Source organism: Thermosulfuriphilus ammonigenes (assembly GCF_011207455.1).
In the GTDB taxonomy this organism is placed as follows: domain Bacteria; phylum Desulfobacterota; class Thermodesulfobacteria; order Thermodesulfobacteriales; family ST65; genus Thermosulfuriphilus; species Thermosulfuriphilus ammonigenes.
The window spans coordinates 644218-667599 of record NZ_CP048877.1; the positions used below are offsets into that span (position 1 = coordinate 644218).

A 23382-nucleotide genomic window follows, 5' to 3' on the forward strand; every position below is an offset into this window, starting at 1 on the left:
GGGCCTCCTTAGGCGGCAATATCCTCTATAGATTTGCCTCGCTTTTGAGCGACCATCTCGGCGCTTTCGAGCTGGGAAAAGGCGTTAAAGACAGCCTTGACCACATTGTGGGGATTGGTGCTGTTAAGACACTTGGTGAGAATATCTTTGACTCCTACGGCATCCATAATGGCCCGAACCACACCTCCGGCAATAACTCCCGTACCCGGAGAGGCGGGCTTAAGAATTACCTTAGCCGAACCATACTCTCCCAGAACTTCGTGGGGAATGGTTCCTTGAACCACGGGGACCTCAACCATATTCTTTCTGGCTTTATCCAACGCCTTACGGATAGCGTCAGGAACCTCAGGGGCCTTACCCAAGGCATAGCCTACCCGGCCATTCCCGTCTCCTACAACTACAATGGCAGCAAAGCGAAAACGTCGGCCCCCTTTATGAACTTTGGCCACCCGGTTTATAAAAATGATCTTCTCGATCAAATTCTCCAAGCTCTCTCTTCCTTCTACCAAAGCCCTACCTCCTATTTTAGAACTCTAATCCGCCTTCTCTTGCCCCCTCAGCCAGGGCCTTTACCCGACCATGATAGCGATAGCCCGCTCGATCAAAACAGACCTTAGTGATCCCTTTCTCCCGAGCCATTTGAGCCAGATATTCTCCTACCAGACGGGCCTGGGCTACCTTTCCTTGACCTTTAAGTTCATTTACTTTGGCCCGCAGGTCCTTAGACAGAGTAGAAGCCGCTACCAGAGTCCGACCCTCTTCATCGTTTATAATTTGGGCATAGATATGCTTAGCACTCCGGAATACAGAAAGCCGAGGTCGTTCCGCCGTACCAAAAATCTTTTTACGAACCCGCCTCTTTCTTCTCAGCCGCGCCAGAAACTTTTTATTTGTCCGTACCATGTCTCACCTCACCGCGACAGAGGTTTTATTCCCTGCCGACTTCTGTTTATCTCTTATTTACCAGCCTTCCCGGCCTTACGAAGGATAACCTCATCGGAGTAGCGGATTCCCTTACCTTTGTAAGGCTCTGGAGGCCTTATAGCCCTTATTTTGGCCGCCGTGAGACCAACAAGCTCTTTATCAATCCCTTCCAAAACAATATGAGCCTGGGCCTCTCCGGTGCCCTTTTCAACCTTAGCAGAAACCCCCTCGGGGAGAGAAAACTCAACCGGGTGGGAATAACCTACGTTAAGAACCAGTGTTTGGCCTTTAAGTTCAGCCCGATATCCCAGACCCACAATGTCAAGTTTTCGCTGGAAACCTTTACTCACTCCGGTAATCATATTGTTAATGAGGGCCCGGTAAAGTCCCTGAAAAGCCCCGGCTTTGCGACGAAGTCGTTTGCGGATCTGACGAGGGCTTACCTTAACCTGTCCATCCTCTATCACTACCTCTACTAAAGGATGGAGAGGCTTAGTGAGACGACCTTTGGGGCCCTCGACGACGATCTCTTTTTCCGTCAAGGTTACCTTGACCCCGTCTGGGATCGGTATAGGTCTGCGTCCGATTCGCGAAAGCATCTTATCCCTCCTTTGCCTACCAGACAGCGCAGATGACCTCGCCGCCGACCCCGATCTTCCTGGCCTGATGATCGGTCATGATACCCTTAGAAGTGCTAATGATGGCAATGCCAAAACCACCCCGGACCCGCGGAAGCTCATCCCGGCCCCGATAAATCCGACGGCCCGGCTTACTGATCTTTTTAAGTCCGGCGATGATGGGCTTTCGATCGGCATTGTATTTAAGCTGAATCCGGATCGTCCCCTGAGGGGGCTGATTGATAAACTTATAGCCGGCGATGTAGCCCTCTTCCGCCAAGATCTTAGCAATAGCCAGCTTCATCTTAGAGGCCGGCACATCTACATATTCGTGCCTTGCAATACAGGCGTTACGAATTCTGGTGAGCATATCGGCTATAGGATCCGTCATGGACATAGGTCTTCACCCCTACCAGCTGGCTTTCCTTACCCCTGGGATCTTTCCCTCAGAGGCAAGTCTCCGAAAACACAGACGACAACAACCAAACTTTCTCAAAAAGGCCCTTGGGCGCCCACAAATAGGACACCGATTACGTTTCCGGACAGCAAACTTTGGCTCCCGACGAGCCTTAACCATATGACATGTCCTGGCCACTTCTACCTCCTATCTTTTAAAGGGCATGCCCAAAAGGGTCAAAAGCTCCTTAGCCTCTTCGTCGGTCTCAGCTGTAGTGACAATTGTCACATTCATGCCCTTCACCTTATCGATGGTGTTATAGTCAACCTCGGGAAAGATGATGTGCTCTTTCACCCCTAAGGTGTAATTGCCACGGCCATCAAAAGAATGGGGAGAAACCCCTCTAAAGTCTCTCACCCGGGGAAGGGCCACGTGAATAAGTTTGGTGAGAAAATCCCACATCCGGCCCTTGCGGAGAGTAACCGAAACCCCGATGGGCATTCCGGCCCGCAGCTTAAAGGCGGCAATGGACTTCTTAGCCCGACGGATTACTGGCCTCTGGCCAGCAATCATGCCCAACTCTGCCATGGCCGAATCAATGATTTTGGGATTCTGAATGGCCTCACCCAACCCCATATTAAGAACTATCTTCTCCAGCCGCGGCACCTCCATGGGGTTTTTGTAGCCGAACTTCTCCATCAATTTGGGAACGCACTCTTTCTGATAGACTTCCTTTAGCCACGGCATAAACTTTACTCCTTGGCCTCGATTATCTCACCGCACCTTTTGCAGATGCGGACCTTCGTCCCGTCTTCGAGAAACTTCTTCCCGATGCGCACCCCTCTCATGCACTTGGGACAAACAACCATCAAATTAGAAACATGAACCGGAGCGGGCTTCTCGACAATACCACCTTGAGAGTAGGGGGTGGGCCTCATATGTCTTTTAACAATGTTTACCCCCTCAACTACTGCCCGCTGACGATCCGGCAGGACTTCCAACACTCGACCGATCTTGCCCCGATCCTTACCCCGACGGACCAGAACCCGATCGTTTTTGCGAACATGAAGTTTAACTCTGGCCATAGACTCCTCCTACAGAACCTCAGGGGCAAGGGAGATGATCTTCATGAAATTCCTGGCCCGAAGTTCCCTGGCTACCGGGCCAAAAATACGGGTTCCCACAGGCTCACCATATTGGTTGATAAGCACAGCGGCGTTCTCATCAAAGCGGATATATGTCCCGTCGGAACGGGGAGTTTCTTTCGCTGTCCGAACAACAACGGCTCGAACTACATCCCCTTTCTTGACCTTTGAATTCGGAAGGGCCTCCTTAACCGAGGCCACAATGACATCGCCAATACGGGCATAACGACGCCTGGTACCTCCCAGAACCCGAATACAGAGAAGTTTTTTGGCTCCCGAGTTATCAGCTACATTAAGATAGGTTTCCTGCTGAATCATATCTGTACCCCTTATCTACTCGATCACTTTGGCCTTTTCGAGGATCTGGCGGACTCGCCACCTTTTCCGACGAGAAAGGGGTCGGGTCTCTTCGATCAGCACCCGGTCTCCAGCCTGACAGGCGTTTTCTTCATCATGGGCCATATACTTTTTGCGGCGCCGAATATACTTTCCGTAATCTGGATGGCGGACCAGACGTTCCACCATCACCACCACCGTCTTGTCCATTTTGTTACTGACTACCGTGCCTATAAAGGTTCTTCTTGATGTCTGTCTCTTTTCCGCCATGGCTTTCTGCTACCTCAGACCTAGTTCTCTCTCCCGGAGGATGGTCTTTATCCGGGCAATATCTCTTTTTATCTCCCTTATCCGCATAGGGTTCTCAAGCTGATGGGTGGCCTTCTGAAAACGAAGATTAAACAGCTCCTCTCTCAGCTCCTGCTCCTTTTCTCTCAGCTCCTGCTCTGACATACCCCGAAGATCCTCCGCCTTCATAGGAGCTCCTCCCGTGAAATAATTTTACAGGGAATAGGGAGCTTATGGGCGGCTAACCTTAAAGCCTCCCGGGCCAACTCCTCAGAGACCCCCTCAATCTCGTAGATGATTCTGCCGGGACGAATTACCGCCACCCAACCGTCAACGGCTCCTTTACCTTTACCCATCCGGGTCTCAGCAGGCTTACGAGTAATGGGCTTATCAGGAAAGACACGAATCCAAACTTTAGCCCCTCTCTTAACGCACCGCGTTATGGCAATACGCCCAGCCTCTATCTGTTGGGCCGTAAGCCAACAGGCTCCTAAAGCCTTCAGGCCATAGTCCCCGAAGGTTAAGCGATACCCCCGGGATTCCACCCCTCGCATCCGGCCCTTTTGCCTCTTACGGTATTTGACCTTTCTCGGCTGAAGCATGGCTATAACCTCTCTATATTCTCAGCTCTAGGTGCTCTTCCTTCTCTGGAAGAACCTCGCCCTTGAAGATCCACACCTTTACCCCAATAACCCCATAGGTGGTGAAGGCCTCGGCGAAACCATAATCTACATCAGCCCTCAGGGTATGAAGAGGAACCCGTCCCTCACGATACCATTCTCGCCGGGCTATCTCCGCACCGCCCAGACGACCAGCGCACTGTACCCTGATCCCGCCGGCACCAAAGCGCATCGCCAGCCCCACAGCCCTCTTCATAGCCCGGCGGAAGGAGATACGCCGCTCAAGCTGAAGGGCGATGTTTTCAGCCACCAGTTGGGCATCTAGCTCAGGCCGCCTTACCTCCTGGATATCAATGAAGACCTCCTTGCCGGTCATCTTCTGGAGTTCCTGCCTCAGGGCCTCGATCTCCGCACCCTTTTTACCGATAACTATACCCGGTCTGGCAGTATGAATCTTGATCCGGATTTTATTGGCCGCCCGTTCGATCTCAATCCGAGAGATACCAGCATGATAGAGCTTCTTCTTGATATGGCGCCGGATACTATAGTCTTCATAGACCAAATGGGGAAAATCTTTTTCCGCATACCACCGGGAATCCCAATTTCGAGTGATCCCAATCCTTAAACCAATAGGATTGACTTTATGACCCAAAGCACTCCTCCTTACTTTTCATCTAAGATGACCGTAATATGACTAAGACGCTTAATGATAGGAAAAGCGCGTCCCATAGCCCGCGGCTGGTAACGCTTGAGTCTGGGGCCTTCATCTACATAAATCCTCTTGATGTAAAGAGAATCCACGTCTATCTGAGGATTCTGCTCCGCATTGGCAATGGCGCTCTCTAGCACCTTCTTTACTAGCCGGGCCCCCTTTTTAGGCATGAACCTGAGAATTGACAAGGCCTCTCCCACCGGCTTGCCACGCACTACATCAGCCACCAACCTGGCCTTATAGGGAGAAATCCGCAAATATTTGGCTGTCGCCCGAGCCTCCATAGCAGACACCTCGCTTTTTACCTTTTGCCCTTAACCTTACCCTTGTCGGCCGCATGCCCATGATAAGTCCGAGTGGGGGCAAATTCTCCCAGTTTATGACCAACCATATTCTCCGTCACATAAACCGGGATGAACTTACGGCCGTTATGCACGGCAAAGGTCATCCCTACCATCTCAGGGATGATGGTCGATCTGCGACTCCAAGTCTTGATAACCCGGGTGTCCCCGGTCTGACGAGCCTTTTGAACCTTTTTCAGAAGATGTTCATCAATAAAAAAGCCTTTTTTTCTCGACCTTGGCATAGATTACACCCCTGTTACTTACGACGCTTGAGGATAAATTTGTCACTAGGTTTCTTGCCTCTGGTCTTAAGACCTTTAGCTAGCTGCCCCCAAGGAGAACACGGATGGCGTCCTCCAGAACTGCGTCCTTCACCTCCACCTAGGGGATGATCCACCGGATTCATAGCCACTCCCCGGACATGGGGGCGCCAACCCAGCCAGCGATAACGCCCGGCCTTACCAATACTGATATTTTCATGATCCAGGTTACCCACCTGTCCTACTGTGGCCCGACACTCCCGATGGAAAAGACGGATCTCCCCGGAGGGAAGTTTGATATGGACATAAGGCCCCTCTTTAGCCATTACCTGGGCCACAGCTCCGGCCGAACGAACTAACTGCCCCCCCTTGCCGGGACGAAGCTCTATATTATGGACAAGAGTGCCCAGAGGGATATTTTTAAGGGGCAAACAATTGCCCGGTTTGATCTCCACCGACTCCCCGCTCATCACCACGTCTCCCACCTTAAGTCCCAAGGGAGCCAAAATATAACGCTTCTCGCCATCGGCATAGTGAAGCAGAGCAATTCGGGCGGAACGGTTAGGATCATATTCCAGGGCAGCCACCTTGGCTGGAACCCCATCCTTGTTGCGTTTAAAGTCTATCTTACGATAAAGACGCTTATGCCCCCCGCCCCTGTGCCTGGCAGTAATCCGTCCATAGACATTGCGGCCGCCGGTTTTTTTAAGCGGTTCAACCAAACTGCGTTCTGGTTTTTTCTTAGAGAGCTCCGGATCCACCAGATAGGTCTGAAAGCGCCTTCCCGGAGATGTCGGTTTGCACTTTTTAATGGGCATAAATTACCCCCTAAACAGTCTCAAAAAACTCAATAGTATGACCGGGAGCTAACCGAACGATAGCCTTTTTGTACGTGGAACGCCGGCCAGCAAAACGCCCCAGGCGTTTGGGCTTACCCTTGACAACTATAGTCTGAACATCCTCCACGGCCACCTTAAAGATTTCTTCCACAGCCTTTTTGATCTCTATTTTGTTGGCCGACCTGGCTACCTCAAAGCAGACCTGATTGGCCTCCTCTTTTTGCCTTAGGGCCTTTTCGGTGATCAGTGGCCGAATAATGATATCCCGTGCATTCTTCATTTCTTCGCCAACCTCTCTTCGATCTTGGGAATAGAATCACGGTGAAGAATCAGATATTCGTAACGGACGATATCATAAACGTTGAGCCCTTCAGTACGCAAAACCTTAACTGTTGGCAGATTTCGGGCCGACTTTTCCAGCTTCTCGTCAGCCTCCGGAGTAACTACTAAAGCATTATCTATCCCAAGATTGCGGAGTATTTCGACAAACCTTTTGGTTTTTATTTCTGTAAGAGCAAAGTCATCAATAACCAAAAGTTTGTCCCCCCCTAACTTGGCCGAAAGAGCCATCTTAAGGGCCGCCCGCCGAACTCCCTTGGGCAGGGAAAAGCTCCAATCCTTAGGTTTGGGCCCATGGGCTACCCCACCTCCTACCCAGATCGGAGAACGAATGCTACCATGACGGGCCCGGCCAGTCCCCTTCTGACGCCAAGGTTTGCGTCCCCCACCAGATACCTCTCCGCGGGTTTTAGTGGAGGCGGTCCCAGCCCTTCTTTTAGCCAGTTGCCAGACAACCACCTGATGAATAACCCCTTCCTTTACCGGGCGGGCAAAAATATCATCACTAACCTCTATTTGCCCCACTTTTTCCTTCTTGACGTTATAGACGTCTAAAACTGCCATGATGCCACCCCTAGCGCTGTTTGTAGATCATAAGAAGCCCATTTACCGGACCAGGAACCGCTCCTTTGACCAAGATGAGATTCTTCTCTGGTAGCACGTCAGCCACGAGAAGATTCTTGATCGTTACCCGCTCATTCCCATAGTGGCCAGGCATTCTCTTGCCTTTAATCACTCGCCCCGGAAAGGTAGAAGCCCCGCTTGATCCCGGCTTCCGATGAACCTGTTTGGCACCGTGACTCATGGGCTGGCGTCTAAAATTCCAGCGCTTAATCGGACCAGAAAAGCCCCTTCCCTTGCTAGTACCGGTAACCTTGATTCTCTCTGAAGGAGAGAGCCCCAAATCTGCTACCGTCAGGGCTTGGCCTGGCTCAAAGGCCTCAGGATCATCAACCTTAAACTCTTTAATATAGCGAAACCCCTGATCCAGCCCGGCCCGGCGGAGGTGACCAATCATGGGCTTGTTGAGTCTGGAAAGCTTCTGGGGCCAGAAGCCAAGCTGGAGGGCATTATAACCATCTCGATCTACCGTCTTTTTCTGGATAACAACACACGGACCAACTTCAATAATTGTCACCGGAATGACCGTCCCATCTTCGGTAAAGATCCTGGTCATTCCCAACTTTTTCCCCATCAGTCCCTCAATGACCGCCATGACTCAACCCACCTTTTATAGTTTGATTTCGACCTCAACCCCCGCAGGAAGCTCCAATTGCATAAGGGCATCAATGGTCTGTTGCGTGGGCTCCAAAATGTCCAGCAACCGCTTGTGTGTCCGAATCTCAAACTGCTCCCGAGAGTTTTTATCAATATGGGGCGAGCGCAGCACCGTCCAACGACTGATAGAAGTCGGAAGCGGAATGGGCCCGGCTATTCTCGCCCCGGTATCCCGGGCCGTTCTGACTATCTCTGCCACAGACTGATCCAAGACCTTATGATCATAGGCCTTGAGTTTTATCCTTATTTTCTGGGTCGGTATCATCATTTTGGGACCCTCAACCCCTTGAGCTTTTCTCCGTTGGGCTCTACTCCAACAGAAACTATTCGATGACTTTGGTAACTACACCAGCACCTACCGTCCGGCCTCCCTCTCTTATCGCAAAACGCAAACCCTCCTCCATCGCTACCGGCTTGATCAACTGAACCTCTAACTCCACATTGTCTCCTGGCATCACCATCTCCACCCCCTCAGGCAACGTCACTACACCCGTCACATCCGTCGTCCGAAAATAAAACTGCGGACGATAACCATTAAAAAACGGCGTATGACGACCACCCTCATCCTTCGTCAATACATAAACCTCCGCCTTAAAGCGAGTATGCGGCGTTATACTCCCAGGCTGCGCTAATACCTGACCACGCTCAACCTCCTCACGCTTAACTCCCCTCAACAAAACACCTACATTGTCACCAGGTAAAGCCTCATCCAATACCTTCCTAAACATCTCTAACCCAGTCGCTACCGTCTTCTGCGTAGGACGTAAACCAACTATCTCCACCTCATCTCCAACCTTTATAACACCTCGCTCCACACGACCAGTAACCACCGTACCTCGACCACTTATCGTAAACACATCCTCTATCGGCATCAAAAACGGCTTGTCCACCTCACGAACAGGCTCAGGTATAAACTCATCAACCGCATCCATCAACTCCCATATCCGACCACACCACTGACAACCTCGATCACCACAACCACACTCCAACGCCTTCAACGCACTACCCTTCACTATCGGTACATCATCACCAGGATACTCATACTTGCTCAATAACTCCCTCAACTCTAACTCCACTAACTCTATCAACTCCTCATCATCCACCATGTCCACCTTGTTCAAAAATACCACCACCGCAGGAACATTAACCTGACGCGCTAACAATATATGCTCCCGAGTCTGAGGCATCGGACCATCATCCGCCGCTACCACCAAAATCGCACCATCCATCTGCGCCGCACCCGTTATCATGTTCTTTATGTAATCCGCATGACCAGGACAATCCACATGCGCATAATGACGACGATCCGTCTCATACTCCACATGCGCCGTCGCTATCGTTATCCCACGAGCACGCTCCTCCGGCGCCTTGTCTATGTTCTCAAACGGAACAAAATCCGCATACCCCTTCGTCGATAAAACCCGCGTTATCGCCGCCGTTAACGTCGTCTTACCATGATCTATATGACCTATCGTACCTACATTCACATGCGGCTTCCGACGCTCAAACTTCTTCTTGCTCATTTTAAAACCTCCTTTAAATCTCTAGGCCGCAAGCTTGGCTTTACGAACTATCTCCTCCGCCAAATTGGACGGCACCTTCTCATAATGGGAGAACTGCATGGTAAAGTTAGCCCGCCCCTGGGTCTTTGAGCGAAGATCTGTAGCATAACCAAACATCTCTGCCAAGGGCACCAGAGCCTTAATCACTCGAACACCAGGACGTTGCTCCATACCCTGAACCTTGCCTCGGCGGCCACTGATATCCCCCAGAACGTCGCCGACAAACTCCTCTGGCGTAACCACCTCAAGTTGCATAATGGGTTCAAGGATAACCGGTTTGGCCTTCTGGGCAGCCTCCTTAAAGGCCATAGATCCCGCGATAGCAAAGGCCATCTCTGAAGAATCCACCTCATGATAGCTACCATCTACCAACGTAACCTTAACATCAACAACGGGATAGCCGGCGATAACACCCAGCTCCATGGCCTCCCGGATCCCCTTCTCCACCGCCGGGATATATTCCTTGGGGATAGCGCCCCCAACAATGGCATTAATAAACTCAAAGCCCTTACCAGGGTTGGGTTCGATAGTGATTTTCACATGACCGTACTGACCTCGGCCTCCGGTCTGTTTAATGTATTTTCCCTCTGCCTCGGCCTGAGTGGAAATAGTCTCTCTATAAGCCACCTCCGGCCGACCCACATTGGCTTGTACCTTAAACTCCCGGGTCAGCCTATCGACAATTATCTCCAGATGGAGCTCTCCCATTCCGGAAATCAAGGTCTGACCAGTTTCATGGTCTGTGCGCACCTTAAAGGAAGGATCCTCCAGAGCGATTTTCTGAAGGGCCACGGCCAACTTTTCTTGGTCGGCCTTGGTCTTGGGTTCGATAGCGATAGCAATAACCGGCTCGGGAATGTCTAACGACTCAAGCTCTATCGGATGGACTTCATCACAGAGGGTATCTCCAGTGGTGGTGTTGCGAAGCCCTAAAGCGGCGACAATCTCTCCGGCCTCAGCTTCCTTGATTTCCTCCCGCTTGTTGGCATGCATCTTAACCAGACGACCAATCCGCTCTCGCTTACCCTTGGTGGCGTTATAAACAGTCTCTCCCGTAGCCAAACGCCCAGAGTAGATACGGAGGAAGGTAAGGGTACCCACATAAGGATCCGTCATGATCTTAAAGGCCAAAGCGGCTAAAGGGGCCTCGGGATCTGCCGGACGCTCTTCAACCTCCCCCGTTTTGGGATTAACACCCTTTATCGGCGGAATATCAAGGGGGCTGGGCAGATAGTCAATAACAGCGTCAAGAAGAGGCTGAATCCCTTTATTCTTAAAGGCTGAACCACAAAGGACCGGAACGGCCTCTAGATTGACAGTTGCCCGACGCAGGACTTCCTTTATTTCCTCCTTGGTGATCTCCTCGCCTTCGATATATTTCTCCATTATGGAGTCATCGAGATCAGCCAAGGACTCAATAAGCTTGACTCGAGCCTCTTCATACTCTTCCCGAAGGTCCTCGGGAATATCTTCATAATGATACTTGGCCCCCAAGGTGGACTCGTCCCATACTACCGCCCGCTCTTCAATAAGATCAATTACTCCCCGAAAGGTATCTTCGGCCCCGTAGGGAAGCTGAATGGGGATGGGATTAGCCGCCAACCTAGTCCGCATCTGCTCCACACAACGACTAAAATTAGCCCCCACCCGATCCATCTTATTGATGAAGGCGATCCGGGGGACTCCGTACTTGTCTGCCTGACGCCAAACAGTCTCACTCTGAGGTTCAACCCCGCCGACAGCACAAAAGACGGCAATGACCCCATCCAGCACCCGGAGAGATCGCTCCACCTCGATGGTAAAATCGACGTGCCCCGGGGTGTCGATAATGTTTATCTGATAGCCCTTCCAAGAACAGGTTGTCGCCGCGGCTGTGATGGTGATGCCGCGCTCCTGCTCCTGTTCCATGAAGTCCATAGTGGCCGTGCCCTCATGGACCTCGCCTATCTTATGAGAACGCCCGGTGTAGTAGAGAATGCGCTCCGTAGTGGTCGTCTTGCCGGCATCAATATGGGCCGCAATACCGATATTTCTTAATTTTTTGATCCGTTCTCTATAAGCCTTTCCAGCCATAACCTAAACAATCCCTCCAAAAAACTATTTAAAAACAAAAAATCCCCTTTGGGTGGCAAAGAGGACCTTAAAGCCCCTCTCCTTAAAGGGCTGACTACCAGCGATAGTGAGCGAAGGCCCGGTTGGCCTCAGCCATCCGGTGGGTATCTTCTCTCTTCTTGATAGCCGCTCCCCGGTTCTTGTAGGCGTCCAGCAGCTCAGCCGCCAAACGTTCAACCATCGTCTTTTCACCTCTATTGCGAGCGGCAGCCAAAATCCAGCGGATGGCCAAAGCCCGCTGACGATCCGGACGAACCTCTACCGGCACTTGATAAGTGGCACCGCCTACCCGCCGAGAGCGAACCTCAAGAAGCGGCTTGACGTTTTCTACCGCCTTCTCAAAAACCTTATAAGGATCTTCTCCCTTGAGCTTTTCACCAATGCGCTCCAGGGCCTCGTAGAAGATCCGCCTGGCTACAGACTTTTTTCCATCCCACATTAGGTAGTTGATAAATTTGGCCGCCAACACACTCCCATACTTGGGATCCGGCGGCACCTCTCTTTTGGGAACAGGTCCTTTCCTTGGCATAACCTCACCCGCTACTTAGGTCTTTTAGCTCCGTACTTGGAACGCGATTTACGACGATCAGCCACCCCGGCGGCGTCAAGGGTGCCTCGAATAATCTTATACCGGACACCAGGGAGATCCTTAACTCGCCCTCCCTTAACCAAAACTACCGAGTGTTCTTGGAGATTGTGGCCCACCCCCGGAATATAGGCAGTCACCTCTATCCCGTTGGTCAACCTTACTCGGGCCACCTTACGAAGGGCCGAATTAGGTTTCTTGGGGGTGGTGGTATAGACACGTACACACACTCCCCGGCGCTGAGGGCACCCCTGCAAGGCCGGAGTTTTAGGACGGCGCTTGATCTTTTCTCTGCCGAAGCGAATCAGCTGATTAATTGTCGGCATAACATCTCCTTTGCCTTGTGCCCTTAAGATAGAGGCACGGTTTTATATCGGGAATGCCAGAGTTTGTCAAGGGACCCATTTTGAGCCCCAATTCAGTCTCTATTTAGGCACCAGCAACGGTCTGTTCTTCCCGTTGCTGATAAAACACCCGACCAGTACCGGCAGGGATAAGCCGGCCCATAATAATGTTCTCTTTGAGACCGCGCAAGTAGTCAATTTTACCAGCCACCGAGGCATCAGTAAGGACCTTGGTGGTCTCCTGGAAGGAGGCCGCCGAAAGAAAGCTTTCGGTAGAAAGTGAGGCTTTGGTGATCCCCAATACAATGGGCTCGGCCACAGCCGGACGGCCTCCCTGGGCCAGAACCCGCTCGTTCTCCTCATCAAAACGGTAACGTTCCACCTGCTCGCCAATCATGAAGCTGGTATCACCGACCTCCTTTATCCTCACCTTACGCATCATCTGACGCACAATAACCTCTATGTGCTTGTCATTGATCTTAACTCCCTGGAGACGATAGACCTCCTGAATCTCATCCACTAGATAGCGGGCCAGCTCCTTGATGCCCTTGACCTTTAGAATATCGTGAGGATTAAGGGCTCCATCCATCAGGGGCTCTCCGGCCCGGACATAATCACCCTCGTGAACGGCAATATGTTTGCCCCGAGGGATGAGATACTCTTTCGGCTCACCAATTTCTGGCGTGATGATAATCCGCCTTTTGCCCTTTACGTCTTTGCCGAAAGAAACTACTCCGTCAATTTCGGTAATAATGGCATACTCTTTGGGTTTGCGAACCTCAAAGAGTTCGGCCACTCGGGGCAAGCCACCGGTAATATCTTTGGTTTTGGTGGTCTCCCGAGGAATACGGGCGATAACATCGCCGGCATGAACATGGTCTCCCTCATTGACGGTAATGATGGCCCCTACCGGAAGCTGATACCGGGCCTCACCCTTGCCATCAGGCAGTTTGGCCGTGCGTCCAGTATCATCCTTAATGGAAATTCGAGGACGATACTCGGACTGCTTAAATTCGACGATAATCTTTGAGGCCTTACCAGTAATGGGATCCACCTTCTCCTGCATGGTCACCCCTTCAATGATGTCTCCGAACTTCACCCTTCCTGAAACCTCAGTCACAATAGGGGTGGTGTAAGGATCCCACTCTGCCAAAATCTGACCGGGCTTGACTTTCTGGCCTTCATCCACCAGAACCTTGGCCCCATAAATGATGGGATACCGTTCCCTCTCCCGACCATCGGGGGTGACAATGGCAATCTCGCCGTTCCGGTTCATGGCCACTAAGTAGCCTGCTACCGAACGAACGGCCTTCAGGTTAATAAAACGGACTATACCCTCCCCCCGAGCCCGGTGCTCACTCTGCTCCGCGGCCCGGCTGGCTGTCCCTCCGATATGGAAGGTTCTCATGGTCAGCTGGGTGCCCGGTTCTCCAATAGACTGAGCAGCGATAATCCCAATGGCCTCGCCAATCTCCACCAGACGTCCCTGGGCCAGATCACGACCATAGCATTTAACACAGACCCCACCTTTTGAACGACAGGTAAGCACCGAACGAATCATCACCCGTTCGATGCCGGCTTCTTCTATCTTTTTGACACCTTCTTCGGTGATCTCCTCGTTGGCCGGGATAAGAACCTCACCGGTTATAGGATCAATTACATCCTCCAGGGCCACTCGTCCGAGGACTCGGTTGCCAACCCGCTCAATGATCTCGCCGCCTTCAATAAGGTGCCCGATTTCAATACCATCGATAGTGCCACAGTCCTCCTCAACAATGGTGCAATCCTGAGCCACATCCACAAGTCGTCGGGTAAGATAACCGGAGTTGGCTGTTTTGAGGGCCGTATCAGCCAACCCCTTCCGGGCTCCGTGAGTGGAAATAAAGTATTCCAAGACCGAAAGCCCCTCCCGGAAGTTGGAAACAATCGGGGTTTCGATAATCTCTCCGGTGGGCTTGGCCATCAGACCTCTCATGCCGGCCAGCTGACGGATCTGGTCTTTAGAACCCCGGGCACCAGAGTCAGCCATCATAAAGATAGGGTTAAAGCTTGGCCCCTCGATGGTCTTGCCGTCGGGGCCGCGAAAGTAATCTACTGATAGCTCATCCATCATCTCTGAGGCCACCTGGTCTGTTACCTTGGCCCAGATATCCACCACCTTGTTATAGCGCTCACCGTCAGTGATAAGCCCCTCCTCGTACTGCCGCCAGATCTCGGCCACCTCGGCCTGGGCCTTCTCGATTATCTCCTCCTTCCTCACCGGGATAGTCATGTTGTGCACCGCAATAGACATGGCGGCTATAGTGGAGTAGCGATAACCTAAATCCTTCATCCGATCAGAGAAGATGACCGTCTTTTTGATCCCCGCCCGGCGATAGGAAAGGTCAACCAAACGCTGAAGGTCCTTTTTGCGCATCACCTTGTTGACTTCGGAGAAGGGAATCTCTTTGGGTAAGATCTCCGCAAAAAGCACCCGCCCCACGGTGGTCTCTACCAGCTCTCCGTCCATCCGGACTTTTATCCGGGCCTGAAGATCTACGGCACCAGAGTCATAAGCAATCCTTACCTCCTCTGGAGAATCAAAAGCCTTACCCTCCCCCCGAGCAAAGGGCCTTATCTGGGTCATATAATAGATGCCCAGGACTATATCCTGGGTAGGATAGACAATAGGGGCCCCGTGGGCCGGGGAGAGAATGTTATTGGTAGAGAGCATCAAAACTCGACACTCGGTCTGGGCCTCCACCGAAAGAGGCACATGGACGGCCATCTGGTCGCCGTCAAAATCGGCATTATAGGCCACGCATACCAGAGGATGGAGCTGAATGGCCTTGCCCTCAATAAGGATGGGTTCAAAGGCCTGAATTCCCAGACGATGAAGGGTCGGAGCCCGGTTGAGCATGATGGGATGTTCCCTGACGATTTCATCTAAGGCATCCCAGACCTCAGGGGCCTCTTTTTCGACCATCTTCTTGGCACTTTTAATGGTGGTTACATGCCCCCGCTCCTCAAGCCAATGGTAGATAAAGGGCTTGAAAAGCTCTAAGGCCATCTTCTTGGGAAGCCCACACTGATGGAGTCTCAGCTCCGGGCCAACAACTATCACTGAGCGGCCAGAATAATCCACCCGTTTACCGAGAAGATTCTGGCGAAAACGTCCCTGCTTACCCTTCAACATGTCTGACAGAGACTTAAGAGGCCGCTTATTAGGCCCAGTCACCACCCGGCCCCGACGACCATTATCAAAAAGGGTGTCCACGGCCTCCTGAAGCATCCGCTTCTCGTTGCGGATGATGATATCCGGAGCGTCAAGGTCAAGGAGCCTTCTTAAACGATTGTTACGATTAATTACCCGACGGTAGAGATCGTTGAGATCACTGGTGGCAAAACGCCCCCCCTCAAGGGGAACCAGAGGTCGCAAGTCGGGAGGAATAACCGGGATGACGTCTAGAATCATCCACTCCGGACGGTTGCCGCTCTCTTTAAAGGCCTCCACCACCCGGAGGCGTTTGCCAAGCTTCTTCCGCTTGGCCTCGCTCTTGGTCGCCTGCATCTCAGAGCGAAGCTTCTCAGCCAGTTCGTTGAGGTCGATCCGGGAAAGGAGCTTTCTGATGGCCTCGGCCCCCATTCCCACCTCAAAGGTTCCCGGACCAAGCTCTTCAAGCTTTCGGTAGTACTGATCCTCGGTAAGGATAGTTCCTACCGGCAGAGAGGGTTCGGAGCTCTCTGTAACCACATAGCTTTCAAAATAAAGGACCCTCTCCAGTTCTTTTAAAGTCATGTCAAGAAGACTCCCCACCTTGGAGGGGATGCTTTTCATAAACCATATGTGGGCCACGGGGCTGGCCAGCTCAATGTGTCCCATGCGCTCCCGGCGAACCTTACTTTGGATGACCTCCACCCCGCATTTTTCACAGATCACCCCGCGGTGCTTCATGCGTTTGTATTTTCCACAGAGACATTCGTAGTCCTTTACGGGACCGAATATCTTGGCACAGAAAAGGCCGTCTCTTTCAGGCTTAAAAGTCCGGTAGTTTATGGTCTCCGGCTTTTTAACCTCTCCATGGCTCCACTCTCTGATCTTCTCCGGAGAGGCGATAGCAATCCGGACGGCCCTAATGTTCATGGGATCTTTGGGTTTAGTAAAATAAGTGAAAAGATCTTCCACCCTTATCACCCCTTTTTAGTCTTCTATTAGTTCCACATCGAGGCACAGACCCTGAAGTTCCTTCACCAAAACATTGAAGCTCTCAGGGAGTCCGGCCTCCAGGAAGTTATTGCCCTTAACAATTCGCTCATACATCCGAGTGCGACCAGCAACATCGTCGCTCTTAACGGTCAGGAACTCCTGAAGGGCATAGGCCGCTCCATAGGCCTCCATGGCCCAGACCTCCATCTCACCCAGTCGCTGACCACCGAACTGGGCCTTTCCACCCAGAGGCTGCTGGGTAACCAAAGAGTAAGGTCCGGTGGAGCGGGCATGGATCTTATCATCAACCAGATGATGAAGTTTCATAATATACATGTAGCCCACCGTTACCGGCTCCTTAAAGGGCTCTCCGGTCAGACCATCGTAAAGGGTTGTCTGCCCGGTTTCTGGCAGACCAGCCTCCACCAGCCATCGACGAATATCTTCCTCTTTGGCGCTGTCAAAGACCGGACAAGCCACCTTTACCCCAGCCTCTAAAGCCCGGGCCAGATCGAGAATTTCCTCGTCTGTCTTGCCCTCCAGAAGGCTGGCCAACTCCTCAGGGGAGAAAATCTTGGCCAGCTTTTCCTTTATGGCGGCTATCTGATAACTTTGGGCCAGACGAGCAATTTGTTGCCCTAACCCTTTAGCCGCCCAGCCAAGATGGGTCTCCAGGATCTGGCCGATATTCATCCGTGAGGGAACCCCTAAAGGAGAAAGAATTACCTCCACTGGAGTGCCATCAGCTAGATAAGGCATATCCTCTACCGGTACCACCTTGGAGAGGACTCCCTTGTTACCATGACGGCCAGCCATCTTGTCACCCGGCTGAAGCTTACGCTTCATGGCGATAAAGACCTTGACCGTCTTGATCACCCCTGGGGGAAGTTCGTCGCCCTTTTTGACCCGGTTGATCCGGGCCTCAAATTCCCGACGAATTTCTTCCACCTTCTGCTCGTAGCGCTGAAGAATCTCCTCTACGACCGGATCCGGGCGCCCCTTTTCAGCGGCGGCCAACTCTTTGATCCGGGAAAAAGACATCTTCTCCAGGGCCTCCGGGGTAATCACCTCACCTTTGTTGAGCACGACCTCCGAGCGCGGCCCCTTTACCGTAATGGGCGCCGGCCTTCCGACTAAGAGTCGTTCAAGTCTTTTTAGGGTAGAACGCCGGACCACCTCAAGATAGTCTTCCTGGTCCTTAAGAAGACGGGCGATCTCCTGGTCTTCAATGCTCTTGGCCCGAGCATCTTTTTCGGTCCCTTTGCGACAGAAGACCTTAGCATCAATGACGATGCCCTCTATTCCCGGGGGAACCCGAAGAGAAGTATCTTTTACATCACTGGCCTTCTCCCCAAAGATGGCCCGAAGGAGTTTCTCTTCTGGAGAGAGCCTGCTTTCTCCCTTGGGGGTCACCTTGCCTACCAGAATGTCACCGGCCTTAACATAGGCCCCTATCTTAACGATCCCTGAGTCATCAAGGTTTTTGAGGGCCTCTTCCCCCACATTGGGGATATCACGGGTAATTTCCTCCTTGCCCAGTTTGGTCTCCCGGGCCACGCATTCAAACTCCTCAATATGAACCGAGGTGTAAACATCATCTTGGACAAGTTTTTCGCTGATGATAATGGAGTCTTCAAAGTTGTATCCCCGCCAAGGCATGAAGGCCACCAAGACATTGCGGCCCAGGGCCAGCTCACCACCCTGGGTGGCCGGGCCATCGGCCAGCACCTGCCCTTTTTTGACCTTCTGTCCTCTTTTGACTAAAGGCTTCTGGTTGAAAGTGGTGTTCTGATTGGACTTGCGATACTTGACGAGTTTGTAGATCTCCACCTCGGGAGGCTCGTCTTCATCTTCTCCCTCATAGCGAACAACTATCCTGGTGGCATCGACATCTTCAACCACTCCATCCCGTTTGGCCAGGATGACGTTTCCCGAATCCCGGGCCACCACTGCTTCCATGCCTGTGCCAACCAGAGGGGCCTCAGTCTTAATCAGGGGAACAGCCTGACGCTGCATGTTAGAGCCCATGAGAGCCCGGTTGGCGTCGTCATGCTCCAGAAAGGGAATAAGGCTTGAGGAAACACTAACTACCTGAGTGGGGCTGAGATCCACGTAGCGAACGTCTTCTGGTCGGGCCATGATAAACTCGCCAGCCCGACGGGCAGGGACAAGATCCTGGACAATGCGCTTTTCTTCATCAAGCTTGATAGTCGCCTGGGCAATGACGTGATCGGCCTCCTCAAGGGCACTTATGTAGCGAATTTTATCAGTCACTCGGCCATTAACCACCTCCCGGTAGGGGGTCTCGATGAATCCGTAACGGTTCACCCGGGCATAGGTGGCCAAAGAGACGATCAAACCAATGTTTGGTCCTTCCGGTGTCTCAATGGGACAAATTCGACCATAGTGAGTAGGGTGAACGTCACGGACTTCAAAGCCAGCCCGCTCCCTAGAGAGACCTCCCGGCCCCAGGGCTGAAAGACGTCTCTTGTGGGTCATCTCCGAGAGAGGATTGGTCTGATCCATAAACTGAGAGAGCTGACTTGAAGCAAAAAACTCCCTCACCGCCGAAGAAACCGGCTTGGGATTTATAAGATCATTGGGCATTAAGGTCTCTACTTCCTGAAGGGTCATCCGCTCCTTGATGGCTCGCTCCATGCGCACCAGGCCGATGCGATACTGGTTCTCTACCAGCTCTCCCACGGAGCGCACCCGGCGATTGCCCAGATGGTCGATATCATCGACCGGCCCCTGAGTGTCTTTAAGCCAGATAAGATGCTTGACCGCGGCCATAATGTCTTCTTTGGTCAAGACCCGCACGTTCAACGGAATATCAAGGCCCAGCTTATGATTTATCTTGTATCGCCCCACCTCAGAAAGATCATAGGTCTCCGGAGCAAAGAAGAGACTATGGAAGAAGGCCTTAGCCACCTCCAGGGTTGGAGGGCTTGAAGGGCGCAGGCGTTTGTAAATCTCAAGGAAGGCCTCCTCCTGGGTCTTGGCCTTATCAAGCAAGAGGGTATTCCGAATAGACGGACTAACCTTTATTCCATCAATAAAAAGACAATCTACCTCCTCGATCCCCTTCTCCCGCAAAAGATCCAAAGTCTCCTTTTTGATGATCTCATTTACCGAGACCACCACCTCTCCCGTGTTAGGGTCAACCACATCATGGGCCACTACCTTTCCGATGATCTCTGATTCATCTACCGGGATGACCTCCAGGCCGGCCTCGATAATCTTCTTAAGGGCCGGCCTGGTAACTTTACGCCCCTTTTTGACCAAAACCTCACCGGTTTGGGGATGAACAATTTCCATGGTCACCTTTTGGCCCATGAGGACCTCGGGGGAGACCTTCTTCAGAACCTTGGTAGCCTTAATGAGGTAAGTTTCTGACTTATAGAAGTAGGCCAGGATCTCCTCGGTGGAAAACCCAAGGGCTTTGAGCAAGGTAGTCACCGGGAATTTGCGCCGCCGATCTATGCGGACATAAAGATTTTCTTTGTTGTCAAACTCAAAGTCCAGCCAGGAGCCCCGAACAGGAATAATCCGTGAAGAGTAGAGCAATTTTCCGGTGGTGTGACTCTTGTCCTTGTCGTGGTCAAAGAAGATGCCCGGAGAACGCTGGAGTTGGTTAACTACCACCCGCTCGGTGCCATTGACTATGAAAGTCCCATGCGGGGTCATCAAGGGAATATTGCCAAAATAGATCTCCTGTTCTTTGATGTCCCTAATGCTCTGGGCCCCTGTCTCTTTGTCTATGTCGTAGGAGAGAAGCCGAACAGTGATCTTTACTGGGGCCTCATAGGTAATTCCCTTCTCCAGACACTCCTCTGGTGTGTACTTGGGCTCCCCAATACTATAATTGACAAACTCTAAAGAAGAGGCCCCGGTAAAGTCTTTGATGGGGAAGACGCTTTTAAAGGCCCCTTCCAGCCCCACCTCCTCTCGGACATCTGGCTCGACGTCCTTCTGGAGAAAGCGAGAATATGATTCCCGCTGCAGGGCGATAAGGTATGGAACATCGACTATCTTCTCAACCGTACCGAAATTTTTACGGACTGTGGCGACCATAATTCTCTTGCCTGCCCCCTTTTTGGGTTTTTAACTCCGTTTAGCAAAAATAAACGGGGATGACAGGAGAGACCACTCCTGTCATCCCAGATATAGGCCATATTCCGGCTGAAATTACTGAATTTCTACAGTCCCGCCTACCTCTTCGATCTTCTTCTTGATTTCCTCGGCTTCTTCTTTGGAGACACCGGTCTTGATGGGCTTAGGGGCGCTCTCTACCAACTCTTTAGCCTCTTTAAGACCCAGACCAGTAATAGCCCGGACCTCTTTGATGACCTTGATCTTCTGGCTGCCGGCCTCCTTGAGAATAACATCAAACTCCGTCTTCTCTTCAGCCGGCGCCGCCGCGGCTCCAGCTGCCGGAGCCGCCCCAGCAGCAGCCACAGCCACCGGAGCCGCCGCCGAGACTCCAAACTTTTCTTCCAACTCCTTTATGAACTCTGAAAGCTCAAGAACCGTCATATTGGAGATGAATTCAATAACTTCTTCCTTGGTTACAGCCATCTTTTCTTCCTCCTGTTCCAAAATATTTAGGCGGCCTCAGCCTGGGCCTTCTTTTCCTTGATAGCCTCAAGAGCAAATAAAAATTTCTGAAGAATTCCCGACATAAGCCGGACAAACTTGGCCGGCGGTCCCTGAAGAACAGAGAGCATCTGGGCCAGGAGAACCTCCTTAGTGGGCAGAGTAGCCAAAGAGGCCACTTCCTCGGCAGAAATACCCTTGCCAGAGAGAACTCCACCCCTTACGGCAAACTTCTTGTTTTCTTTGGCAAACTCCGTAAGTATCTTGGCCACAGCCACCGGATCTTCATAAGCAATAGCGACAGCGGTAGCCCCCTCAATATAATTGGTGAGAGGTTCTACCGGAGTCTCTTTGGAGGCCAGACGGAGAAGAGTATTCTTAACCACCTGATAGTGGGTATTCTCTTCTCGGAGCTTCTTACGCAACTCGCTCATCTGGGCCACCGTAAGACCTTCGATCCCGGTGACAAAGACCGCCTGCGCCGTACCAAAACGCTCCCGCAGATCGGCAACTAGCTTTTCTTTTTCTGCTCTCTTAAGCAACTTTTTCCCCCCTTTCCTTTGACATTTTATATGATGTCAAAGGCAGAGGTACTCCCGGGCACTGTCTCGGTAGGCTGGAGGCCTCCAATTAAACACCAGGGGTGTACCTACTGTCTTTGACAATGCCACGTCCAAGGAGCTACTCGGATCGCTGACGCAACAGATTCTGAACGTCGGCCGGATCAATCTTGATCCCAGGCCCCATGGTCGTGGATATAGTGATACCTTTGATATATTGTCCTTTGGCCGAAGCCGGCTTAAGCCTTAAAAGGGTCTCAAAAAAGGCCGCCAGATTCTCTAGAATCTTCTCCGGGCCAAAGGAGACCCGTCCTACCGGGGCATGAATTACCCCTCCTTTATCCACCCGAAAATCAACCTTACCGCCCTTTATTTCCTTGACAGCCTTGGCTACGTCGAAGGTCACCGTGCCGGTCTTGGCATTGGGCATCAGGCCTCGGGGGCCAAGAATCTTACCGATCCGCCCCACCAAGGGCATCATGTCCGGAGTGGCCACCGCCTTGTCGAACTCCAGCCACCCCTCCTGAATCTTTTTAATAAGATCTTCTGCTCCCACTACATCTGCTCCGGCCTCCTCAGCCTCTTTGGCCTTCTCACCCTTGGCGAAGACTGCTACCCGAGGTGATTTACCCGTTCCATGGGGGAGAACCACCGACCCCCGGATCATTTGATCCGCCTGACGAGGATCAACTCCCAAATTTACAGCTACATCAACGCTTTCGTCGAACTTAGCGTAGGCTGTCTCCAGGGCTAACTTAACAGCTTCTTCAAAGGAGTACTTTTTGGTTCGATCAACCTTGGCCTTGGCCTCTTGATATTTTTTCCCCTTACTTGCCATCTTTCTACCCCTAATCGACAATCTCTATTCCCATGCTTTTAGCCGTTCCCTCAATAGTCCTAATAGCAGCCTCAACATCTTTCACATCCAGATCCGGCATCTTAAGGCGGGCAATCTCTTCTACCTGCTTGCGGGTCACTTGGCCAACAATCTCCCGTTTAGGATTGTGGGCCCCCTTCTCTACCCCTGCAGCCTTAAGAAGAAGGATAGAAGCCGGAGGGGTCTTAGTAATAAAAGTAAATGAGCGATCGGCATAAATGGTAATAACAACGGGAATAACCATCCCCTCCTGGCCTTTGGTCTTGGCATTGAATGCCTTACAGAATTCCATAATGTTGACTCCATGTTGACCAAGGGCCGGACCCACCGGAGGAGAAGGAGAGGCCTGTCCAGCAGGAATCTGAAGCTTTACTGTCGCAATTACCTTTTTGGCCATTTCTACACCCCTATTACGTCTGTTAGTAGTTCAATCGCCCGACATGGCAAGAAATGGGGGGAA

Annotated in this window: 29 protein-coding genes; all 29 read right to left on the reverse strand. The window is 51.8% G+C overall.

The genetic code is table 11. The features are described from left to right. Window positions 1-8: 8 nt before the first annotated feature. Complete coding sequence (gene rpsE / locus G4V39_RS03065) at window positions 9-509, reverse strand: 30S ribosomal protein S5 (protein WP_181494217.1); 501 nt, start codon at window positions 507-509, stop codon at window positions 9-11. 16 nt (window positions 510-525) lie between these two features. Then, window positions 526-903 carry a 50S ribosomal protein L18 gene (gene rplR / locus G4V39_RS03070; RefSeq protein ID WP_166031543.1) on the reverse strand — a complete coding sequence of 126 codons (378 nt, stop codon included), beginning with the start codon at window positions 901-903 and terminating at the stop codon, window positions 526-528. 53 nt (window positions 904-956) lie between these two features. Then, window positions 957-1523 carry a 50S ribosomal protein L6 gene (rplF, locus tag G4V39_RS03075; protein ID WP_166031544.1) on the reverse strand — a complete coding sequence of 189 codons (567 nt, stop codon included), beginning with the start codon at window positions 1521-1523 and terminating at the stop codon, window positions 957-959. Between the two features lie 16 nt (window positions 1524-1539). Next, the gene (rpsH, locus tag G4V39_RS03080; protein WP_166031545.1) at window positions 1540-1938 is read right to left on the reverse strand and encodes a 30S ribosomal protein S8; all 399 of its coding nucleotides are present in this window, start codon (window positions 1936-1938) and stop codon (window positions 1540-1542) included. Between the two features lie 12 nt (window positions 1939-1950). Next, window positions 1951-2136, reverse strand: a complete 186-nt coding sequence (locus tag G4V39_RS03085; RefSeq protein ID WP_166031546.1) for a type Z 30S ribosomal protein S14 — start codon at window positions 2134-2136, stop codon at window positions 1951-1953. A 9-nt stretch (window positions 2137-2145) separates the two neighbouring features. Beyond that, window positions 2146-2685: a 50S ribosomal protein L5 gene (gene rplE / locus G4V39_RS03090; RefSeq protein ID WP_166031547.1), complete on the reverse strand. Its 540-nt coding sequence runs from the start codon at window positions 2683-2685 to the stop codon at window positions 2146-2148. Between the two features lie 5 nt (window positions 2686-2690). Next, window positions 2691-3023 (reverse strand): 50S ribosomal protein L24, encoded by a 333-nt coding sequence (rplX, locus tag G4V39_RS03095; RefSeq protein WP_166031548.1) that lies wholly within the window; start codon window positions 3021-3023, stop codon window positions 2691-2693. A 9-nt stretch (window positions 3024-3032) separates the two neighbouring features. After that, on the reverse strand, window positions 3033-3401 hold the full coding sequence (rplN, locus tag G4V39_RS03100) for a 50S ribosomal protein L14 (RefSeq protein ID WP_166031549.1): 369 nt from the start codon (window positions 3399-3401) through the stop codon (window positions 3033-3035). Between the two features lie 15 nt (window positions 3402-3416). Continuing rightward, window positions 3417-3689, reverse strand: coding sequence for a 30S ribosomal protein S17 (rpsQ, locus tag G4V39_RS03105; protein ID WP_166031550.1), 273 nt, complete (start codon window positions 3687-3689; stop codon window positions 3417-3419). Window positions 3690-3698: 9 nt separating this feature from the next. Next, on the reverse strand, window positions 3699-3896 hold the full coding sequence (gene rpmC, locus G4V39_RS03110) for a 50S ribosomal protein L29 (RefSeq protein WP_166031551.1): 198 nt from the start codon (window positions 3894-3896) through the stop codon (window positions 3699-3701). Further along, window positions 3893-4309, reverse strand: a complete 417-nt coding sequence (gene rplP / locus G4V39_RS03115) for a 50S ribosomal protein L16 (protein ID WP_166031552.1) — start codon at window positions 4307-4309, stop codon at window positions 3893-3895. The genes rpmC and rplP overlap by 4 nt, the downstream gene beginning before the upstream one ends. Window positions 4310-4322: 13 nt before the next feature. Then, on the reverse strand, window positions 4323-4979 hold the full coding sequence (rpsC, locus tag G4V39_RS03120) for a 30S ribosomal protein S3 (RefSeq protein WP_166031553.1): 657 nt from the start codon (window positions 4977-4979) through the stop codon (window positions 4323-4325). Window positions 4980-4990: 11 nt separating this feature from the next. After that, on the reverse strand, window positions 4991-5323 hold the full coding sequence (gene rplV / locus G4V39_RS03125; RefSeq protein WP_166033048.1) for a 50S ribosomal protein L22: 333 nt from the start codon (window positions 5321-5323) through the stop codon (window positions 4991-4993). Window positions 5324-5340: 17 nt separating this feature from the next. Further along, window positions 5341-5625, reverse strand: coding sequence for a 30S ribosomal protein S19 (gene rpsS, locus G4V39_RS03130; RefSeq protein ID WP_166031554.1), 285 nt, complete (start codon window positions 5623-5625; stop codon window positions 5341-5343). Window positions 5626-5639: 14 nt separating this feature from the next. Then, window positions 5640-6461 carry a 50S ribosomal protein L2 gene (rplB, locus tag G4V39_RS03135; protein WP_166031555.1) on the reverse strand — a complete coding sequence of 274 codons (822 nt, stop codon included), beginning with the start codon at window positions 6459-6461 and terminating at the stop codon, window positions 5640-5642. 10 nt (window positions 6462-6471) lie between these two features. Beyond that, window positions 6472-6762: a 50S ribosomal protein L23 gene (gene rplW / locus G4V39_RS03140; RefSeq protein WP_166031556.1), complete on the reverse strand. Its 291-nt coding sequence runs from the start codon at window positions 6760-6762 to the stop codon at window positions 6472-6474. Beyond that, window positions 6759-7385 carry a 50S ribosomal protein L4 gene (gene rplD / locus G4V39_RS03145; protein WP_166031557.1) on the reverse strand — a complete coding sequence of 209 codons (627 nt, stop codon included), beginning with the start codon at window positions 7383-7385 and terminating at the stop codon, window positions 6759-6761. Before rplD ends, rplW begins: the two co-directional genes overlap by 4 nt. A 10-nt stretch (window positions 7386-7395) precedes the next feature. Continuing rightward, on the reverse strand, window positions 7396-8037 hold the full coding sequence (rplC, locus tag G4V39_RS03150) for a 50S ribosomal protein L3 (RefSeq protein WP_166031558.1): 642 nt from the start codon (window positions 8035-8037) through the stop codon (window positions 7396-7398). 15 nt (window positions 8038-8052) lie between these two features. Then, window positions 8053-8361 (reverse strand): 30S ribosomal protein S10, encoded by a 309-nt coding sequence (rpsJ, locus tag G4V39_RS03155; protein WP_166033049.1) that lies wholly within the window; start codon window positions 8359-8361, stop codon window positions 8053-8055. A gap of 61 nt (window positions 8362-8422) precedes the next feature. Beyond that, window positions 8423-9622 carry an elongation factor Tu gene (gene tuf, locus G4V39_RS03160; protein WP_166031559.1) on the reverse strand — a complete coding sequence of 400 codons (1200 nt, stop codon included), beginning with the start codon at window positions 9620-9622 and terminating at the stop codon, window positions 8423-8425. Window positions 9623-9643: 21 nt separating this feature from the next. Beyond that, window positions 9644-11734 carry an elongation factor G gene (gene fusA, locus G4V39_RS03165; RefSeq protein ID WP_166031560.1) on the reverse strand — a complete coding sequence of 697 codons (2091 nt, stop codon included), beginning with the start codon at window positions 11732-11734 and terminating at the stop codon, window positions 9644-9646. A 94-nt stretch (window positions 11735-11828) separates the two neighbouring features. Next, entirely contained in the window at window positions 11829-12302 is a 474-nt protein-coding gene (rpsG, locus tag G4V39_RS03170) for a 30S ribosomal protein S7 (protein WP_166031561.1), read from the reverse strand. Window positions 12303-12313: 11 nt separating this feature from the next. Next, on the reverse strand, window positions 12314-12685 hold the full coding sequence (gene rpsL, locus G4V39_RS03175; protein ID WP_166031562.1) for a 30S ribosomal protein S12: 372 nt from the start codon (window positions 12683-12685) through the stop codon (window positions 12314-12316). A 103-nt stretch (window positions 12686-12788) separates the two neighbouring features. Continuing rightward, window positions 12789-16868, reverse strand: a complete 4080-nt coding sequence (rpoC, locus tag G4V39_RS03180; RefSeq protein WP_166031563.1) for a DNA-directed RNA polymerase subunit beta' — start codon at window positions 16866-16868, stop codon at window positions 12789-12791. Window positions 16869-16883: 15 nt separating this feature from the next. After that, complete coding sequence (gene rpoB, locus G4V39_RS03185; protein WP_166031564.1) at window positions 16884-20963, reverse strand: DNA-directed RNA polymerase subunit beta; 4080 nt, start codon at window positions 20961-20963, stop codon at window positions 16884-16886. Between the two features lie 114 nt (window positions 20964-21077). After that, window positions 21078-21467 carry a 50S ribosomal protein L7/L12 gene (gene rplL, locus G4V39_RS03190; protein ID WP_166031565.1) on the reverse strand — a complete coding sequence of 130 codons (390 nt, stop codon included), beginning with the start codon at window positions 21465-21467 and terminating at the stop codon, window positions 21078-21080. A 26-nt stretch (window positions 21468-21493) separates the two neighbouring features. Continuing rightward, a complete protein-coding gene (gene rplJ / locus G4V39_RS03195) occupies window positions 21494-22027 on the reverse strand; it encodes a 50S ribosomal protein L10 (RefSeq protein ID WP_166031566.1) in 534 nt (177 codons plus the stop codon). Between the two features lie 139 nt (window positions 22028-22166). Then, a complete protein-coding gene (gene rplA / locus G4V39_RS03200; protein ID WP_166031567.1) occupies window positions 22167-22883 on the reverse strand; it encodes a 50S ribosomal protein L1 in 717 nt (238 codons plus the stop codon). A 10-nt stretch (window positions 22884-22893) separates the two neighbouring features. Then, on the reverse strand, window positions 22894-23319 hold the full coding sequence (rplK, locus tag G4V39_RS03205) for a 50S ribosomal protein L11 (protein ID WP_166031568.1): 426 nt from the start codon (window positions 23317-23319) through the stop codon (window positions 22894-22896). Between the last annotated feature and the right edge of the window lie 63 nt (window positions 23320-23382).